The sequence below is a fragment of the Streptomyces sp. NPDC096046 genome, from assembly GCF_040303285.1.
Taxonomy (GTDB): Bacteria; Actinomycetota; Actinomycetes; order Streptomycetales; family Streptomycetaceae; genus Streptomyces.
The window spans coordinates 60,600-76,921 of record NZ_JBEOSZ010000012.1; the positions used below are offsets into that span (position 1 = coordinate 60,600).

The following is a 16,322-nucleotide window of genomic DNA, read 5'->3' on the forward strand; positions in this document are numbered from 1 at the left end:
TCAGCTCTTCACCAGGAGGCCTCGGCTGCGCAGCACCCACCGCTCCAGCGGACTGAAGATGAGCAGGTCGATGGCGATGCCGACGACGAGGATCAGCAGGATGGCCTCGAACACCATGGCCATGTCGCTGGCGTTGCGGCCGTTCTCCAGCAACTGGCCGAGGCCGACGCCGAGGTCGGGGAAGGACGCGATGATCTCGGCGGCCATCAGGGAGCGCCAGGAGAAGGCCCAGCCCTGCTTCAGGCCCGCCACATAGCCGGGCAGGGCGGCCGGGAGGACGATGTGCCAGGTGCCCTTCAGGCCCGTCGCGCCGAGCGTGCGGCCCGCGCGCAGGAACAGCGGGGGCACCTGGTCGACGCCGGAGACCAGGCCGTTGGCGATCGACGGGACCGCGCCGAGCAGGATCACCGCGTACATCATCGAGTTGTTCAGGCCGAGCCAGATCACCGCCGGCGGCACCCAGGCGACCGACGGCAGGGACTGCAGGCCCGACAGGATCGGGCCGATCGCGGCGCGGATGAACCTCACCCGGGCGACGATGAGCCCCAGCGGCGTGCCGATCAGGAGGGCGAGGCAGAAGCCGAGCAGACCGCGCGAGACGCTGGTCCAGATGTAACCGAGCAACTCGCCCTGGAGCCACGCCGTCCGGACGACGTCCCACACCGCGGACGGAGCGGGCAGCTTGGTCGGGTCGTCGACGATCCGGAACGAGACGAGCGCCTGCCAGAGGGCCAGCACCAGCGCGACGGCGAGGACGGGCGGCAGGATCTTCTGGACGAAGGTCTGCCGAAACGGCGTGCGGAGCGTCTGCCTCGACTCCAGCGCGTCGAGGCCCGCCTCCAGCCCGGCGAGATCGCTGCCGTCCTTGGCGACGGTCGTCGAATCAGTGCTGGCCATGACGGCGGATCTCCCCACGCAGTTCTTCGGTGATCTCGACGGAAAGCTCCGCCACGGCGGTGTCCTCGATGCGGCGCGGATGCGCGATGTCCACGGTCCACTCGCGTGCGATCCGTCCCGGACGGGAGGACAGCAGCACCACGCGCTGCGCGAGCCGGACCGCCTCGCGCACGTTGTGCGTGACGAACAGGACGGACAACTGCGTCTCGCGCCAGATGCGCGTCAGCTCGTCGTGCAGCACGTCCCGCGTGATGGCGTCCAGCGCCGCGAACGGCTCGTCCATCAGCAGCAGCTTGCTCTCCTGCGCGAGCGCACGGGCCAGTGCGACGCGCTGGCGCATCCCTCCCGACAGCTCGTGCACCCGCTTGCCGTACGCGCCCTTCAGCCGCACCAGTTCGAGCAGCTCCTCGGCCCGCTCGCGGCGCTCGGCCTTCGGCACACGCCGCAGCTTCAGGGCGAGTTCGATGTTCTTGCCCGCGGTCAGCCACGGGAACAGCGCGTGCTCCTGGAACATCAGCGCCGGGCGGCCGTCCGTGGTGATCTCGCCGGCGGAGGGCCGGTCCAGGCCCGCCACCAGGTTGAGCAGTGTGGACTTGCCGCAGCCCGAGGCCCCCAGGAGGGTGACGAACTCTCCGGGCGCGACGTCGAGGGTGATGTCGTCCAGGACGAGCTGCTGCCCGGCGGGGCCCGCGAACGACTTCGACACGTGTGCGATCCGGGCGGCGTGCGTGGCCGCCTCGGTGCCGTCGGCGGCCTCGGCGAGGGTCGTGGCCATGGTCGTCACCTCCTGGGAACTTTTCACAATGCGGCTTCGGGATGCGGGCTTACTTCGCGCCGAGACCGGCGTCGTCGACCGTGGGCTGGCCCTCGGCCTTGAGGACCTCGTTCAGCGGCGCGAGGTCGTAGATGCCCTTCAGGTCCGGCTTCTCGAGCAGCCCGGCCTCGACCGCGTGCTCCGCCTGGGTGTTCAGGGTGGCGGCCAGCGGGTCGTCGGTGAACCGGATCGACTTCCACGCCGGGTCCAGCACCTGCGCGGGCAGTGCCTTGCCGGAGTCGGCCTCCAGCTGCTCGTTGGCCGCTTCCTTCGCCGCGTCCGGGTGGGCGTTGATCCACCTGTTGGTCTCGACCGAGCCCTTGAGCAGGGCCTCGACGACCTTCGGGTGCTCCTCGAGGAACTGCTGCCGCACGATGATGTTCGTGATCACGAACTTCTCGTCCGGCCACAGCGCCGACTCGTCGAGCAGCACGGTGCCGCCCTCGGCGACCATCCTCGACGCCGTCGGCTCCGGCACCCAGGCGCCGTCGATCGACCCGGCCTTGAAGGCGTCCGGGGTGACCTTGTTGTCGCTGCGGACGACCGTGACGTCCCCCTTGCCGCTCTGCGGGTCGACCTTCCAGCCCTGCTCGGAGGCCCAGTCGAGGAACGCCACGTCCTGGGTGTTGCCCAGCTGCGGGGTCGCGATCCGCTTGCCCTCGACGTCCTTCAGCGACTTGATCTTGTCCGGGTTCACCACGAGCTTCACGCCGCCGGACGCCGAACCGCCGATGATGCGCAGGTTCTTGCCGCCCGACTTGACGTAGCCGTTGATGGCGGGGGAAGGGCCGATCCATCCGATGTCGATGGAACCGGAGTTGAGCGCCTCGATCTCCGAGGGACCGGCGTTGAAGACGGCCGACCGGACCTCGGTGGCGCCCAGCGCCCTCTGGAAGATGCCCTTCCGCACGCCCACCAGCGCGGTGCCGTGGGTGAGGTTGCCGAAGTAGCCGATCTTGACGGAGCCGAGACCCTCGATCCTCTTCGCTCCGGCGGCGATCTTCGCGGCGCCGTCGTCCTTGGCCTGGGAGCCGTAGCCGCAGGCGGCCACCGTGAGCAGGGGAAGTGCGGCGATGACCGCGAGGCAGCGGCGGCGAGCGGATGAAGCAGGCACGGGAGGTGTTCCTCTCGGAGGCCCGGCGGTCACGGTCTCTCAGGTCGTGGCCGGGAGGTCGGCGGGTCTGCGTCTACGGCGGTGGCGGGTGAGGGCGCGCATGCGGTGCGCGTACGTCAGCACACACATCGCGCCACTCCCCCCTGCCCGCTCCCGAGCGCACCGCTGCCGACGCGGCCGCCCTCCTTGGCGAACATGGGGTAGAAACCGGGGGCGGTCATGTCAGAAGTCCCACCCGTCGTCCTCGGAGTCGTCCCTGACCGGTTCCGGGGCGGCGAACGACTCGCCGACCATGCCGGCGGTCAGGGTCGTGCCGTCGTTCGGGTCGATCAGGATGAACGAGCCGGTGCGGCGCGAGTCGGCGTAGGAGTCGACCGGCAGCGGCTCGGCGGTACGGATCTTCACCCGGCCGATGTCGTTGGCGACGAGCTGTCCCGGGTGCGGGTGCAGGGACAGGTCGTCGAGCGTGAGGCGGGAGGGGATGTCCTTGACGATCGCCTTGACGGTGCGGGTGCCGTGCTTGAGCAGGACCCGGTGGCCGACGGTCAGCGGGGCGTCGGCGACATGGCAGACGGTCGCCTCGATGTCCTGGGTGGTCGCGGGCGCGTCCTTGCTCGGCACGATCAGGTCGCCGCGCGAGATGTCGATGTCGTCCTCCAGCAGGAGGGTCACCGACTGCGTCGTCCAGGCCACCTCGACCGGCTCGCCGAGCAGGTCGATACCGGCGATCTTCGAGGCCCGGCCGGACGGCAGCACCGTGACGGGCTCGCCGACGTGGAAGGAACCGGCCGCGATCTGACCGGCGTAGCCGCGGTAGTCCGGGTGGTCCGGGCTCTGCGGGCGGATCACGTACTGCACGGGCAGCCGGGCGTGGCAGTGGCTCAGGTCGTGCGCGACCGGGACCGTCTCCAGGTGCTCCAGCACGGTCGGGCCGCCGTACCAGTCCATGTTCGCGGAAGGCTCCACGACGTTGTCGCCGACGAGCGCCGAGATCGGGATGGCGGTGACCTCGGGGACGCCCAGTTCGGTCGCGTAGGCCGTGAACTCCTCGGCGATCGCCGCGAACACCTTCTCGTCGTAGCCGACGAGGTCCATCTTGTTGACGGCGAGGACCGCGTGCGGGACGCGCAGCAGGGCGGCGATGGCCGCGTGCCGGCGGGTCTGCTCGACGACGCCGTTGCGGGCGTCGACCAGGATCACCGTCAGCTCGGCGGTGGAGGCGCCGGTCACCATGTTGCGCGTGTACTGCACATGGCCCGGGGTGTCGGCGAGGATGAACCGCCGCCGGGGCGTGGCGAAGTAGCGGTACGCCACGTCGATCGTGATGCCCTGCTCCCGCTCGGCCCGCAGGCCGTCCGTCAGCAGCGCGAGGTCCGGCGCCTCCTGGCCGCGGCTCGCGGAGACGCGCTCCACGGCCTCCAGCTGGTCGGTGAGGACCGACTTGGAGTCGTGCAGCAGCCGCCCGACGAGGGTGGACTTGCCGTCGTCGACGGAACCGGCGGTGGCGAACCGCAGAAGGGTCGTTTCCGCGAGTTCCTCGGTGGTGATCGTGCTCATCTCTAGAAGTACCCCTCGCGCTTGCGGTCTTCCATCGCGGCCTCGGACATCTTGTCGTCGGCGCGGGTGGCGCCGCGCTCGGTGAGCCGGGAGGCGGCGATCTCGACGATCACCTTCTCGATGGTGTCGGCGTCGGAGTCCACCGCGCCGGTGCAGGACATGTCACCCACGGTCCGGTAGCGCACGAGCCGCTTCTCGACCCTCTCGCCGTCCTTCGGCCCGCCCCACTCGCCGGCGGTCAGCCACATGCCGCTGCGGGAGAACACCTCGCGCTCGTGGGCGTAGTAGATCTCGGGCAGTTCGATGCCCTCGCGGGCGATGTACTGCCACACGTCCAGCTCGGTCCAGTTGGACAGCGGGAACACGCGGACGTGCTCGCCCGGCGCGTGCCGGCCGTTGTACAGGTTCCACAGCTCCGGGCGCTGGCGGCGCGGGTCCCACTGCGAGAACTCGTCGCGCAGCGAGAACACCCGCTCCTTGGCCCGGGCCTTCTCCTCGTCGCGGCGGCCACCGCCGAAGACGGCGTCGAACTTCTCCGCCTGGATCTTCTCGGTCAGCGGCAGCGTCTGGAGAGGGTTGCGGGTGCCGTCCGGGCGCTCCTTGAGCACACCGCGGTCGATGTAGTCCTGCACGGAGGCGACGTGCAGCCGCAGCCCGTGCTTCTCGACCGTGCGGTCGCGGTAGTCGAGGACCTCGGGGAAGTTGTGCCCGGTGTCCACGTGCAGCAGCGAGAAGGGCACCGACGCCGGGCGGAAGGCCTTCAGCGCCAGGTGCAGCATGACGATGGAGTCCTTGCCGCCGGAGAAGAGGATCACCGGCCGCTCGAACTCGCCCGCCACCTCGCGGAAGATGTGCACCGCCTCGGACTCGAGGGCGTCGAGGTGCGACAGCGCGTACGGGCTGTCGGTCTCCTCGGAAACGGTGGCGACGGTCGTCATGCCAGTCCCCTTTCGGTCAGCAGGGCGTACACGGAGGCCGCGGACTCCCGCACGGTCTGGTTCTGCGACTCGATCCGCAGATCGGGCGACTCGGGCGCCTCGTACGGGTCGTCGACTCCGGTGAGCCCGGTGAGCTCGCCCGCGGCGTGCTTGGCGTACAGCCCCTTCACGTCCCGCTCGCTGCACACCTCGACCGGCGTGGCCACGTGCACCTCGACATACGCCGTGCCGTTCGCCTGGTGGCGCTTGCGCACCGCGTCCCGGCTGTCCTGGTACGGCGCGATGACCGGGACGAGGGCCAGCACACCGTTGCGGGCGAGCAGCTCGGCGACGAAGCCGATGCGCTGCACGTTGGTGTGCCGGTCCTCGCGGCTGAAGCCGAGGCCCGCCGAGATGAACTCGCGGATCTCGTCGCCGTCGAGCACCTCGACCCGGTGGCCCTCCTCGCGGAGCCGGCCGGCCAGTTCGTAGGCGATCGTGGTCTTGCCGGCGCTCGGCAGACCCGTGAGCCAGACGGTGGCTCCGGTCGTCACGTCACTCTCCTGAATCGTCGTCGTCATCCGTGCAGCCCGCACTCGGTCTTGCCGCGGCCCGCCCAGCGGCCGGCGCGCGCGTCCTCGCCCTCCAGGACGCGGCGGGTGCAGGGGGCGCAGCCGACGGAGGCGTAGCCGTCCATCAGCAGGGGGTTCGTCAGGACGCCGTGCTCGGTGACGTACGCGTCGACGTCGTCCTGGGTCCAGCGGGCGATCGGCGAGATCTTGACCTTCTGCCGCTTCTCGTCCCAGCCGACCACGGGGGTGTTCGCCCGGGTCGGGGACTCGTCGCGGCGCAGACCGGTCGCCCAGGCCTGGTAGCCCTTCAGGCCCTGCTCCAGCGGCTGCACCTTGCGCAGCTTGCAGCACAGGTCGGGGTCGCGGTCGTGCAGCTTCGGGCCGTACTCGGCGTCCTGCTCGGCGACCGTCTGAACCGGGGTGAGCGTGATGAGGTTGACGTCCATCACGGCATCGACCGCGTCGCGGGTGCCGATGGTCTCCTCGAAGTGGTAGCCGGTGTCGAGGAAGACCACGTCGACGCCGGGCATGGCGCGGGCGGCGAGGTGGGCGACCACCGCGTCCTCCATGGAGGAGGTCACGCAGAACCGCTTGCCGAACGTCTTCGCCGCCCACTGGAGGATCTCCAGCGCGGAGGCGTCTTCAAGATCGCGGCCCGCCTGCTCGGCGAGCTGCTTCAGGTCTTCGGTGGTGCGCTCTTCCTGAGCGGTCGTCATATCTGTGCCCCTCCGGAATCGGATCGCTGCGCTCCCCGGGACAGCAGCCCGAGGAACTTCAGCGAGAAGGCCCGGCTGCACGCCGCGCATTCCCACGCGCCGTGCCTGCCCTCGGCGGCCTCGCTCGGACGCAGGTCCTCGTCGCCGCAGTAGGGGCAGTAGAACGGTGCCGCCCGCTCGCTCACGACAGGGCCTCCTCGCTGGCCCGCGCCGCCCAGGCGGCGAAGCGCTCGCCGTCCGCGCGCTCGGCCTGGAACCGCTTCAGGACGCGCTCGACGTAGTCCGGGAGTTCCTCGGAGGTGACCTTCAGGCCGCGCACCTTGCGGCCGAAGCCGGCCTCCAGGCCCAGGGCGCCGCCCAGGTGCACCTGGTAGCCCTCGACCTGCTCGCCCTGGTCGTTGAGCATGAGCTGGCCCTTGAGACCGATGTCCGCCACCTGGATACGGGCGCAGGCGTTCGGGCAGCCGTTGAGGTTGATGGTGAGCGGCTCGTCGAAGTCGGGCAGACGGCGCTCCAGTTCGTCGATCAGTTGCGAGCCGCGCTGCTTGGTCTCGACGATGGCGAGCTTGCAGAACTCGATGCCGGTGCAGGCCATGGTGCCGCGTCGGAAGGAGGAGGGCCGGGCGGTGAGGTCGAGCGCCTCCAGGGCCTCGACGAGCGACTCGACCTGGTTCTCCTCGACGTCGAGGACGATCATCTTCTGCTCGACGGTGGTGCGTACCCGGCCCGAGCCGTGCGCCTCGGCGAGGTCGGCGATCTTCGTGATCGTCGCGCCGTCGACGCGTCCGACGCGCGGTGCGAAGCCGACGTAGAACCGGCCGTCCTTCTGCCGGTGCACACCGATGTGGTCGCGCCAGAGCTGGGACGGCTGTTCGGGAGCCGGGCCGTCGGTGAGCTTGCGCCGGAGGTACTCGTCCTCCAGCACCTGCCGGAACTTCTCCGGGCCCCAGTCCGCGACGAGGAACTTCAGGCGGGCGCGGGTGCGCAGCCGGCGGTAGCCGTAGTCACGGAAGATCGAGATGACACCCTCGTAGACGTCCGGCACGTCGTCGATCGACACCCAGGTGCCCAGCCGCACGCCCAGCTTGGGGTTGGTGGACAGGCCGCCGCCGACCCACACGTCGAAGCCGGGGCCGTGCTCGGGGTGCCTCACGCCGACGAACGCGACGTCGTTGATCTCGTGCACCACGTCCAGCACCGGCGAACCCGAGATGGCCGTCTTGAACTTGCGGGGGAGGTTGGAGTACGCCGGGTTGTTCAGGACGCGGCGCTTCATCTCCTCCAGGGCCGGGGTGGCGTCGATGATCTCGTCCTCGGCGATGCCCGCCACCGGCGAGCCGATCATCACACGCGGGGTGTCGCCGCAGGCGGTGACCGTCGACAGGCCCACGCCCTCCAGCCGGTTCCAGATCTCGGGAACGTCCTCGATGCGGATCCAGTGGTACTGCACGTTCTGCCGGTCCGTGATGTCGGCGGTGCCGCGCGCGAACTCCTGCGAGATCTCGCCGATGACCCGCAGCTGCCGCGTGGTCAGTGCCCCGCCGTCGATCCGGACACGCAGCATGAAGTACTCGTCGTCCAGCTCCTCCGGCTCCAGGATCGCCGTCTTGCCGCCGTCGATACCGGGCTTGCGCTGGGTGTACAGCCCCCACCAGCGCATACGGCCGCGCAGATCGTTCGGGTCGATCGAGTCGAAGCCCCGCTTGGAGTAGATCGTCTCAATGCGTGTCCGCACATTGAGACCGTCGTCGTCCTTCTTGAACTGCTCGTTGCCGTTCAGCGGGGTGAAGTGCCCCGCGGCCCACTGGCCCTCACCGCGGTGACGGCTCACCTTGCGGCGGGGAGTCGCGGCGGCAGGCTTCTGCGGGGTGGCGGCCATGGTTGATACGTCCTTCGGGACAGGCGAAAATGCGGCTCTGACCTGCGCATGCGGGCGCATGGGCATAGGGCGCGTCATTGCGCGAGGCGGGAAAGAAGAAGGTCGGGCGCGGGCTGAGTACGCTCAGTGCGCCGGACAGATGGCGCTGGACATGCGGCCGAGGTCGACGTGCCGCCGACTCACCAAGGCAATCCCAGTTCCAGACATGACGGAAGCGTGTCACGGCGATCTGGACACAGTCCAGCTTCGTCCAAGATGCGGACACCCTTGTCTCGCACAGCAAGACAAGGGTGTTGTGGGTCACATCGGGTGCCCCTGAGGTGTCCGTCCAGGTCAGACGGGGAACGCCCCAGGCCACGGTCCCGGAGCGGCGGCCTCCGCCTCCTCCTCGACCTTGGTGTCGAACAGCTTGAAGCCCCGCCGCCGGTAGTTGTCCATCGCGTGCTCGCCGTCCTTGCTGCAGGTGTGCAGCCAGACCCGCTTCGTCGGCGCCAGCCCGGCCCAGCGGTCCGCGAGGTCCCAGGCCCGGGCCGTGCCGTAGGACAGCAGGTGCCCGCCGATGCGCCGGCCCCGGAAGGCGGGCAGCAGCCCGAAGTAGACGATCTCCACGACCGCGTCGTCCTGCGCCTCCAGCTCCACGTACCCCGCGGGCGTGCCCCGGTCGTACGCCACCCACGTCTCCACGCCGGGCCGCTCCAGGTGCTCCACCCAGCGCGCGTACGACCAGCCGAGCCGGTCCGTCCAGAGGATGTCGCCGCCCACCGACGCGTACAGGAACCGGCTGAACTCGGGCGAGGGAACCTCGGAGCGGACGACCCGGACGTCCCCGCCCGGCGCGACGGCCGGCAGCAGGTCGGTCGGGGAAATCTGCTCCAGGGACCAGGTGGTCACGGCGATGGTGGTCATGCGGGCCAGAAAATCATCCGACCCGCTCGTCTGTCGATCGGCCCCGTGCCCAGCGGGGCCGCTCCGGTCAGCCCAGCGCCCGGTCGATCGACGCCAGCGGCAGCGCGAACAGCGTCCGCCCCGACTGGGACCAGACCTCGCCGGTCTCCTCCCAATAGGACAGGGAACCCGACCGGCCGCTCCAGCAACGCCGTGTCCCGTCCGTGCCGCACCGCGTCGCCCGCGCACCCTCCTTGTCCTGGCGCCACAGCGTCCCGTGACCACCCGGGCTTCCCGCCGCGCGGTCCAGATACCAGCCCGAGCGGTACGCCAGCACACCCCGCACATCGGTCGTCTTCGTCTCGTACGCCTCGACCGGGGCCGCCCGTCCGGAGGAGTCCGTGCCGAGCAGGCCCGAGCGGGCCGGGTCCCGGCTCAGCGCGTAACGCCACAGCCGGGTGCGCCGGTCCCCGTCCGCGGGCACCCACTCGCTCGCGACCAGACTGTCGGGGGAGGTGCTGCGGTCCAGGGAGACGGTGGCCGGACGGGACACGTCGTCGCCGCCGGGCAGGGTGTACGAGGCCACGGCGGGCAGCACGTACCGGGAGCCGTGCGCCGCCCAGCCGCCCCGGACCCGGCCGACCGCGTCGGACTCGACGGTGGCGCGCTGGATGCGGTCCATGTCGTACACGTACAGCGCGTCCCGGTCGCGATCGCGGGTCGTCACCAGCAGCTTGTCCTGATACCAGACCATGCCGGACAGCGGGGAGACCAGCCCCCGGTAGTCCCGCCCGCCGTCCACCGGGACGGCCAGCAGGGCCCAGGTGTAGCGCAGCCCGGCGGAGTCGTTCGCGTCGACGAAGGCGACCTTGGCCAGGCCCTGCCCGGGAGCCGGACCGTCCAGGGACCCGCCCTCGGCAGCGCCGCGGGTCCAGCCGGAGAGGATCACGCGGTTGCCGCCCCAGCGACCGTCGTCGTCCGCGTCGCCGGAGGTGGTGACCGCGCCGGCCCGCCAGCCCCGGGTGTCGGTGCCGCCGAAGCAGTACACGCGGGTGGCCGCCGGCTCCACCGGCAGGCTGTGCTTCTCGGCCGCCGAACAATGGGCCGCGTCCCGCAACGGCAGGTCGGCACCCTCCAGCACCGCGCCGACACCCACGGGCCGACCCATCTTCGACGCGAGCCGGTCCAGCCACCGCCCGGGCACCCGGTGCTCGGCCAGTGGCAGCCGCCCGCCCTCGTCGGACGCGACCGGCTTCAGCGCTCCGGGGGCATCGGCGACGGTGGCCTGTGAAGCGCTGATCAGGGTGGCGGCGGCGGTGAGCGCGAGGGCCGTCCCGGCCAGGGTCGCGCGCAGCGCCCTGCCCCGCCTGCGCCGCCGGTGTCTGCCGCGATGCTTCATAACGTCCTCCCGAGACGGACCAACTGCGCCTGGTGATCCGTACGTTGACGGAGGAGCAGGTGGGGTGGCCCGTAGAGGGATGCTACGGCAGGCAAGCGGTGCGGGGGACGAAGACCCTGCAAATATGCGAAAGATGCACCCTCGGGGCGGCGTGTACGGCACGCGCGGTGAACCTCAGGGCGGCGTGTACGGCACGCGCGGTGAACCTCAGGGCGGCGATGCGGACCCGCGCCGCCTGCTCACCGCCGGTGCGGTCGAGTGCGGCAGCAGATGCCGCGGGTCCTCCGGGAGCAGCACCTCCACTTCGGCGTCCTCCGCGAACCGGTACGGCCGGTGCTCCAGGAACGCCCCCAGATACCGCCGCACCCGCGACATCTCGGCGCGCACCGTAACCGTGCGGGCCGGGTCGCCGAACACGTCCCCGGCCAGGCCCGCGGCGCTGCGGCCCGAGCGGTGGACGGCGAGGAGATACAGCAACTCCGCGTGCCGGGGGCTCAGTTCCCGGGCCCAGGAGCCCGCCCCGCCGTGCACCTCCACCGACCAGTGCCGCGCCTGCCTGAGGTCCAGCACGATCCGGGCCGGGCCGTGCGGCACCGGCTCGCCGGCCGCCGCCGAGAGCAGCCAGCCCCCGGCCAGCGGCTCCACCGAGCACAGCCCGAGCGCCGGCAGCCATCTCGGGCCCGCGGACAGCGACTTGGGCAGGGCCACGCGCCGCACGTACGGCATGCCGCTGACCGCGGCGGTCCAGCCGTCCGGGTCGACGGCCAGGGCACGGACGCCGGCCCGGGCCAGCACCGGCGCCGCCACCGCCCGCAGCCGCTCCAGCGACTCCACGTGCATCTCCCGCAGCCGCGCCTCGGCCAACTTGGCCACCGAGCCGACCCAGGCGAGCGTGGCCGGATGCATCGTCTCCAGCGGCCCGCTCACGTCCACCACACCGAGCAGCCGGCCGTCCCGCGGATCCGTCAGGGGAGCACCCGCACACGTCCACCCGGCCTGGGAGCGCACGAAGTGCTCGGACGCGAACACCTGCACCGGTCGGCGCACCACCGCCGGGGTGCCCACACCGTTCGTGCCGACGACGTCCTCCCGCCAGTCCGCGCCGAGTTCGAAGCCGAGCCCGTCGGCCTTGCGCAGCACCGGCGGACTGCCTTCGCGCCACAGCACCCGGCCGTCCTCGTCGGCCACCACCATGATGTGGTGGGCGACGTCCGCGGCGGCCAGCAGCCCCTCCCGCAGCACCGGCAGCACATGGCGCAACACCGACGTCTCGCGCCGCCGCTGCACCTCCTCGCGGGACAGCGGATCCGCCCGGAAGTCGTGGTCCGGGTCGACGCCGCCGCGCAGCATCCGCTCCCAGGACCGCTCGATCACCGGACGCGGCGCCACCGGAGCGGGTTGCCCGGCCAGCCGGGCGGAGCGGACCTCGCTGAGGACCCGGGCCGCGCGCGAGCTGTCCACGGCGGCCAAGTGCGTGACGTCCATACGCGGTGCGCCCCCCGGAGTCGCTTTTTGACTGTCCGTCTCATAGTGCCGCCTGCCCGAGGGGTGTGCGCACGGTCCGCACACAGTCAGCAGCAAGTTGCAACCCCTTGCAACCCTGGTGGGCCGGCCCGGCCGTGTCCGAAACTTGAGCGGCGCCGTTCCGAGCGGCGTTCAGTGGCTCGAACGGGCCAGTGCGGCGGGGGTGGTGCCGTGTCGGCGCAGCACCACCCCCGTTTCTCCCGTTCACCCGAGGTCGGACCGGGTCAGGACACCGGCCGGGCCCGCTCCACCACCGACGCCAGGTCCAGCGTGTGCGGCAGCGTCCCGAAGACCGCGCCCCCGTCGCCCCCGAGCCGCCCCGCGCAGAACGCGTCGGCGACCTGCGGTGGCGCGAAACGGACCAGCAACGAGCCCTGGAGCACCAGCGCGAGCCGCTCCGCCAGCCGCCGCGCCCGCCCCTCCACGCCCTCCAGGTCGGCGAGATCGGTCAGCAGGTTCTTGATGGCCGCGTCGAGGCGATGATCGGCGCCGCGCGCCTGCCCGACCTCCCGCAGATACGCGTCCAGCGCCCCCGGCTCCCGCTGCAACGCCCGCAGCACGTCCAGCGCCTGGACATTGCCCGCGCCTTCCCAGACGGAGTTCAGCGGCGACTCGCGCACCAGTCGCGGCATTCCGGACTCCTCCACGTACCCGTTGCCGCCGAGGCACTCCGCCGCCTCCACGGCAACGGACGGGCACCGCTTGGTCACCCAGTACTTGGCGGCCGGCACGGCGATCCGCAGCAGCGCCCGCTCCTGCTCGCCCCCGTCGTCGCAGGCCGCCGCGAGCCGCAGCGCCAGGGTCGTCGCCGCCTCCGACTCCAGCGCCAGGTCGGCCAGGACGTTGCGCATGAGCGGCTTGTCGACGAGCTTCCCGCCGAACGCCTCGCGGTACGTGCAGTGGTGCACCGCCTGCGCCACGGCCTGCCGCATCAGCCCCGCCGAGCCCAGCACACAGTCGAGCCGGGTCGCCGCGACCATCTCGATGATGGTGCGCACCCCGCGCCCCTCCTCGCCCACGCGGCGCGCCCAGGTCCCGTCGAACTCGACCTCGGCCGAGGCGTTCGACCGGTTGCCGAGCTTGTCCTTGAGCCGCTGGAGCAGGAACACGTTGCGCGTGCCGTCCGCCAGCAGCCGCGGCACCAGGAAGCAGGTGAGCCCGCCCGGCGCCTGCGCCAGCACCAGGAAACCGTCGGACGTGGGCGCCGAGCAGAACCACTTGTGCCCGGTCAGCTGGTACGTCCCGTCCTCGGCGAGCGGCCGGGCCGACGTGGTGTTCGCCCGGACGTCGCTGCCGCCCTGCTTCTCCGTCATGCCCATCCCGAACAGCGCCCCGGCCTTGAGGTGGGCGGGCCGCAGCTCACGCTCGTAGATCATGGACGTCAGCCGCGGTTCCCACTCGGCGGCAAGGTCCGGGTCATGGCGCAGGGCGGGCACCGCCGCGTGCGTCATGGACAGCGGGCAGCCGTTGCCGGCCTCGACCTGCGTCCACACCAGGAAGGCTGCGGCCCGCCGCAGGTGCCCGGCCGGCCGGTCCCAAGCCGCCGTCAGACCGGCCGAGACGCCCTTGCCGAGCAGCCGGTGCCAGGAGGGGTGGAACTCGACCTCGTCGACGCGGTTGCCGTACCGGTCGTGCGTGAGGAGCCGGGGCGGGTTCTCGTTCGCCAGCCTCCCCCACTCCTGCACCTGGGCCGAGCCGGAGGTCCGGCCGAGTGCCGCCAGCTCGCCGAGGACCTCCTCGCGCAGCTCCGGGTCGAGGTGCCGGCCGACCGCGGCGGCCAGGGCCCGGTCGGCGGAGAAGACGTCATAGCCGACCAGCGGCGGGACCTGGTTCGTCACGGTGTGGGTGCTGCCTGCCATGCTGCGAAAGTACCCCGCGGTGGCACCTTGGCACCCGGCGGACCCGGGCCGGTCCGCGAAGACCCGGCCTGTGGGTGAGTGGGGCCGGGCACGACGGATACCGTTAGGGGGTGCAGCCAGCGAGTGACACCCCCGACACGCCCTCCGGGCGCCTCCACCGGGCGCGGGCCCTGTACCGGAACGTCTCCAAACGCAAGACCGCCTGGCTGTTGCTCAAGGACACCGTCAACTCCTGCATCGAATACCGCATCCTGGGCCTCGCCGCCGAGGCCGCGTTCTTCACGCTGCTGTCGGTGCCGCCGCTGCTGCTGAGCATGATCGGACTGCTCGGCTACGTCGACGCCTGGACCGGCGCCGACACCATCGAGAGCCTCCAGAGAAGCCTCCTGGAGGCCTCCCGCACGGTCCTGTCCGACCGGGGCGTGCGCGAGATCGCCCAGCCGATCCTGCACGACGTGATAAAGGGCGGCCGGCCCGACGTCATCTCCATCGGCTTCCTGTTCGCCCTCTGGTCGGGCTCCCGCGCGGTGAACGTCTTCATCGACACCATCACCGTGATGTACGGCCTCGACGGTGTCCGGGGCATCGTCAAGACCCGCCTGATGGCGTTCCTGCTGTTCATCGTGGCCCTGCTCATCGGTTCGGTCGCGCTGCCGCTGATGGTGGCCGGGCCGGACGCGGTGGTGCGGGTCGTGCCGTGGTCGACGACGGTCGTGCAGGTCCTGTACTGGCCGGTGGTGATCCTTTTGTCGATCGCCTTCCTGACGACGCTGTACCACGTGTCCGTCCCGGTCCGCTCCCCGTGGATCGAGGACGTGCCCGGCGCGCTGGTCGCCCTCGGCATGTGGGTGCTCGGCAGCTTCCTGCTGCGGATCTACCTGTCCAGCACGGTGGAGGGCCCCACGATCTACGGCTCCCTCGCCGCGCCCGTCGCCGTGCTGCTGTGGATCGGTGTGTCCGCGTTCGCCGTGCTCGTCGGGGCCGCCGTCAACGCCGCCATCGACCGGGTCTGGCCGGCCGCCGCCACCGCCGCGGCCCGTGAGGCCAACGAACGGCTGCGGCAGGCCCAGGTCGCCGAGTACGTCGCACGCGCCACCGCCGCGGGCGAGGCCGATCCCGACATGCCCTCCGAGTTCCCGGAACGCTGGTCCCGCTTCCTGCCTCCGGAGGACGTGTCGTCCCGGCTGCGCACCCACGTGAAGAGCACCCACGTGAAGAGCACCCACGTGAAGAACGCCCACGTGAAGAACGCCCAGGTGAAGACCACCCAGGTCAACGGGGAAGGACGGCCGCCCGAGGAGAGGTGACGGACGCCGGTCTCAGGCCCGCCAGGTCCCGGCCGCGGCCTCCTCGCGCACGAAATCGCCGAAGTCCCGGGGATCGCGGCCCAGCACCTCCCGCACCCCGCCGGAGAGGCGGGCGTTGCGGCCGTCGAGGAGGGTGCCGAAGATCTCCGTCATCCGCGTCACCTCCTCCGGCGGCACACCGAACCCCACCAGCGCCTCCCCGTACTCCCGTGTCGAGACGGCCCGGTACGTCAGCGGACGCCCCGTCGCCCCCGCGATCTCCGCCACCGCCTCCCCGAAGGTCAGCAAACGCGGCCCCGAGAGCGTGAGGGTGCGCCCCGCATACCGGTCTCCGGCCGTCAGCGCGGTCACCACCACGTCCGCGATGTCCCGCACGTCGAGGAACGGCTCGCGCACCTCGTCGGCCGGGAACACCAGCTCCCCGTGCTCCCGCAGCTCCGCCACCAGCGGACCCTCGCTGAAGTTCTGCGCGAACCACGCGGCCCGTACGACGGTCCAGTCCGCCCCCGACGCGTGCAGCGCCTCCTCGGTGGGCAGGGCCTGGTCCTCGCCGCGCGCGGACAGCAGCACCAGCCGCCGTACCCCGAGCCCGACCGCCTCCCGCGCGAGGTCGCCGACCGCCTCGGCGGCCCCCGGAGCGCCGACGTCCGAGGGGTGGACGAGGTAGGCCGCGTCGGCGCCGCGCAGGGCGTCCGCCCAGGTCGAGCCGTCCCACCAGTCGAAGCCGGTCGTGCGCGACGCCGCCCGCACCATGAGCCCGGCCGCCGTCGCGGCCCGCGCCACCCGGCTGCCGGTACGCCCCGAGGCGCCCGTCACCACCACCGTCATCTCCCCCGGAATCCGTGCCGTGTTCCGTGCCGTGTGCTCCGCCGTGTTCGTCAT

The 16,322-nt window shown here is 71.6% G+C and carries 16 protein-coding genes; 1 reads left to right on the forward strand and 15 read right to left on the reverse strand.

Annotation, left to right across the window (positions count from 1 at the left end; genetic code table 11):
• The 14 genes from ABTX62_RS13500 to ABTX62_RS13565 all read right to left on the reverse strand — a co-directional run bounded on the left by ABTX62_RS13500 (position 1) and on the right by ABTX62_RS13565 (position 14,133).
• Positions 1 to 897 (reverse strand): ABC transporter permease, encoded by an 897-nt coding sequence (locus ABTX62_RS13500; RefSeq protein WP_352116300.1) that lies wholly within the window; start codon positions 895 to 897, stop codon positions 1 to 3.
• Positions 884 to 1,672, reverse strand: a complete 789-nt coding sequence (locus ABTX62_RS13505) for an ABC transporter ATP-binding protein (protein ID WP_352116301.1) — start codon at positions 1,670 to 1,672, stop codon at positions 884 to 886. The genes ABTX62_RS13500 and ABTX62_RS13505 overlap by 14 nt, the downstream gene beginning before the upstream one ends.
• 49 nt (positions 1,673 to 1,721) lie before the next feature.
• Positions 1,722 to 2,825 carry an ABC transporter substrate-binding protein gene (locus tag ABTX62_RS13510; RefSeq protein ID WP_352116302.1) on the reverse strand — a complete coding sequence of 368 codons (1,104 nt, stop codon included), beginning with the start codon at positions 2,823 to 2,825 and terminating at the stop codon, positions 1,722 to 1,724.
• 222 nt (positions 2,826 to 3,047) lie between these two features.
• Positions 3,048 to 4,382: a sulfate adenylyltransferase subunit 1 gene (locus ABTX62_RS13515; protein ID WP_352116303.1), complete on the reverse strand. Its 1,335-nt coding sequence runs from the start codon at positions 4,380 to 4,382 to the stop codon at positions 3,048 to 3,050.
• A 2-nt stretch (positions 4,383 to 4,384) separates the two neighbouring features.
• Positions 4,385 to 5,320 carry a sulfate adenylyltransferase subunit CysD gene (gene cysD, locus ABTX62_RS13520; RefSeq protein ID WP_352116304.1) on the reverse strand — a complete coding sequence of 312 codons (936 nt, stop codon included), beginning with the start codon at positions 5,318 to 5,320 and terminating at the stop codon, positions 4,385 to 4,387.
• Entirely contained in the window at positions 5,317 to 5,853 is a 537-nt protein-coding gene (gene cysC, locus ABTX62_RS13525; RefSeq protein ID WP_352116305.1) for an adenylyl-sulfate kinase, read from the reverse strand. Before cysC ends, cysD begins: the two co-directional genes overlap by 4 nt.
• Before the next feature lie 23 nt (positions 5,854 to 5,876).
• Positions 5,877 to 6,587, reverse strand: coding sequence for a phosphoadenylyl-sulfate reductase (locus ABTX62_RS13530; protein WP_352116306.1), 711 nt, complete (start codon positions 6,585 to 6,587; stop codon positions 5,877 to 5,879).
• A complete protein-coding gene (locus ABTX62_RS13535) occupies positions 6,584 to 6,772 on the reverse strand; it encodes a hypothetical protein (RefSeq protein ID WP_107453554.1) in 189 nt (62 codons plus the stop codon). Before ABTX62_RS13535 ends, ABTX62_RS13530 begins: the two co-directional genes overlap by 4 nt.
• A complete protein-coding gene (locus ABTX62_RS13540; RefSeq protein WP_352116307.1) occupies positions 6,769 to 8,466 on the reverse strand; it encodes a nitrite/sulfite reductase in 1,698 nt (565 codons plus the stop codon). The genes ABTX62_RS13535 and ABTX62_RS13540 overlap by 4 nt, the downstream gene beginning before the upstream one ends.
• Positions 8,467 to 8,589: 123 nt before the next feature.
• Entirely contained in the window at positions 8,590 to 8,673 is an 84-nt protein-coding gene (locus tag ABTX62_RS13545) for a putative leader peptide (RefSeq protein WP_311241247.1), read from the reverse strand.
• Between the two features lie 126 nt (positions 8,674 to 8,799).
• The gene (locus tag ABTX62_RS13550; protein ID WP_352116308.1) at positions 8,800 to 9,372 is read right to left on the reverse strand and encodes a GNAT family N-acetyltransferase; all 573 of its coding nucleotides are present in this window, start codon (positions 9,370 to 9,372) and stop codon (positions 8,800 to 8,802) included.
• A gap of 67 nt (positions 9,373 to 9,439) precedes the next feature.
• Complete coding sequence (locus ABTX62_RS13555; RefSeq protein ID WP_352116309.1) at positions 9,440 to 10,750, reverse strand: hypothetical protein; 1,311 nt, start codon at positions 10,748 to 10,750, stop codon at positions 9,440 to 9,442.
• 207 nt (positions 10,751 to 10,957) lie between these two features.
• Positions 10,958 to 12,235, reverse strand: coding sequence for a GAF domain-containing protein (locus ABTX62_RS13560; RefSeq protein ID WP_352116310.1), 1,278 nt, complete (start codon positions 12,233 to 12,235; stop codon positions 10,958 to 10,960).
• 263 nt (positions 12,236 to 12,498) lie between these two features.
• Positions 12,499 to 14,133 carry an acyl-CoA dehydrogenase family protein gene (locus ABTX62_RS13565; RefSeq protein WP_352116311.1) on the reverse strand — a complete coding sequence of 545 codons (1,635 nt, stop codon included), beginning with the start codon at positions 14,131 to 14,133 and terminating at the stop codon, positions 12,499 to 12,501.
• A gap of 110 nt (positions 14,134 to 14,243) precedes the next feature.
• On the opposite strand from ABTX62_RS13565, the gene ABTX62_RS13570 reads away from it, so the two are divergent.
• Positions 14,244 to 15,440, forward strand: coding sequence for a YihY/virulence factor BrkB family protein (locus ABTX62_RS13570; RefSeq protein ID WP_352116312.1), 1,197 nt, complete (start codon positions 14,244 to 14,246; stop codon positions 15,438 to 15,440).
• 12 nt (positions 15,441 to 15,452) lie between these two features.
• On the opposite strand, the gene ABTX62_RS13575 is transcribed toward ABTX62_RS13570, so the two are convergent.
• Positions 15,453 to 16,322: an NmrA family NAD(P)-binding protein gene (locus tag ABTX62_RS13575; RefSeq protein ID WP_352116313.1), complete on the reverse strand. Its 870-nt coding sequence runs from the start codon at positions 16,320 to 16,322 to the stop codon at positions 15,453 to 15,455.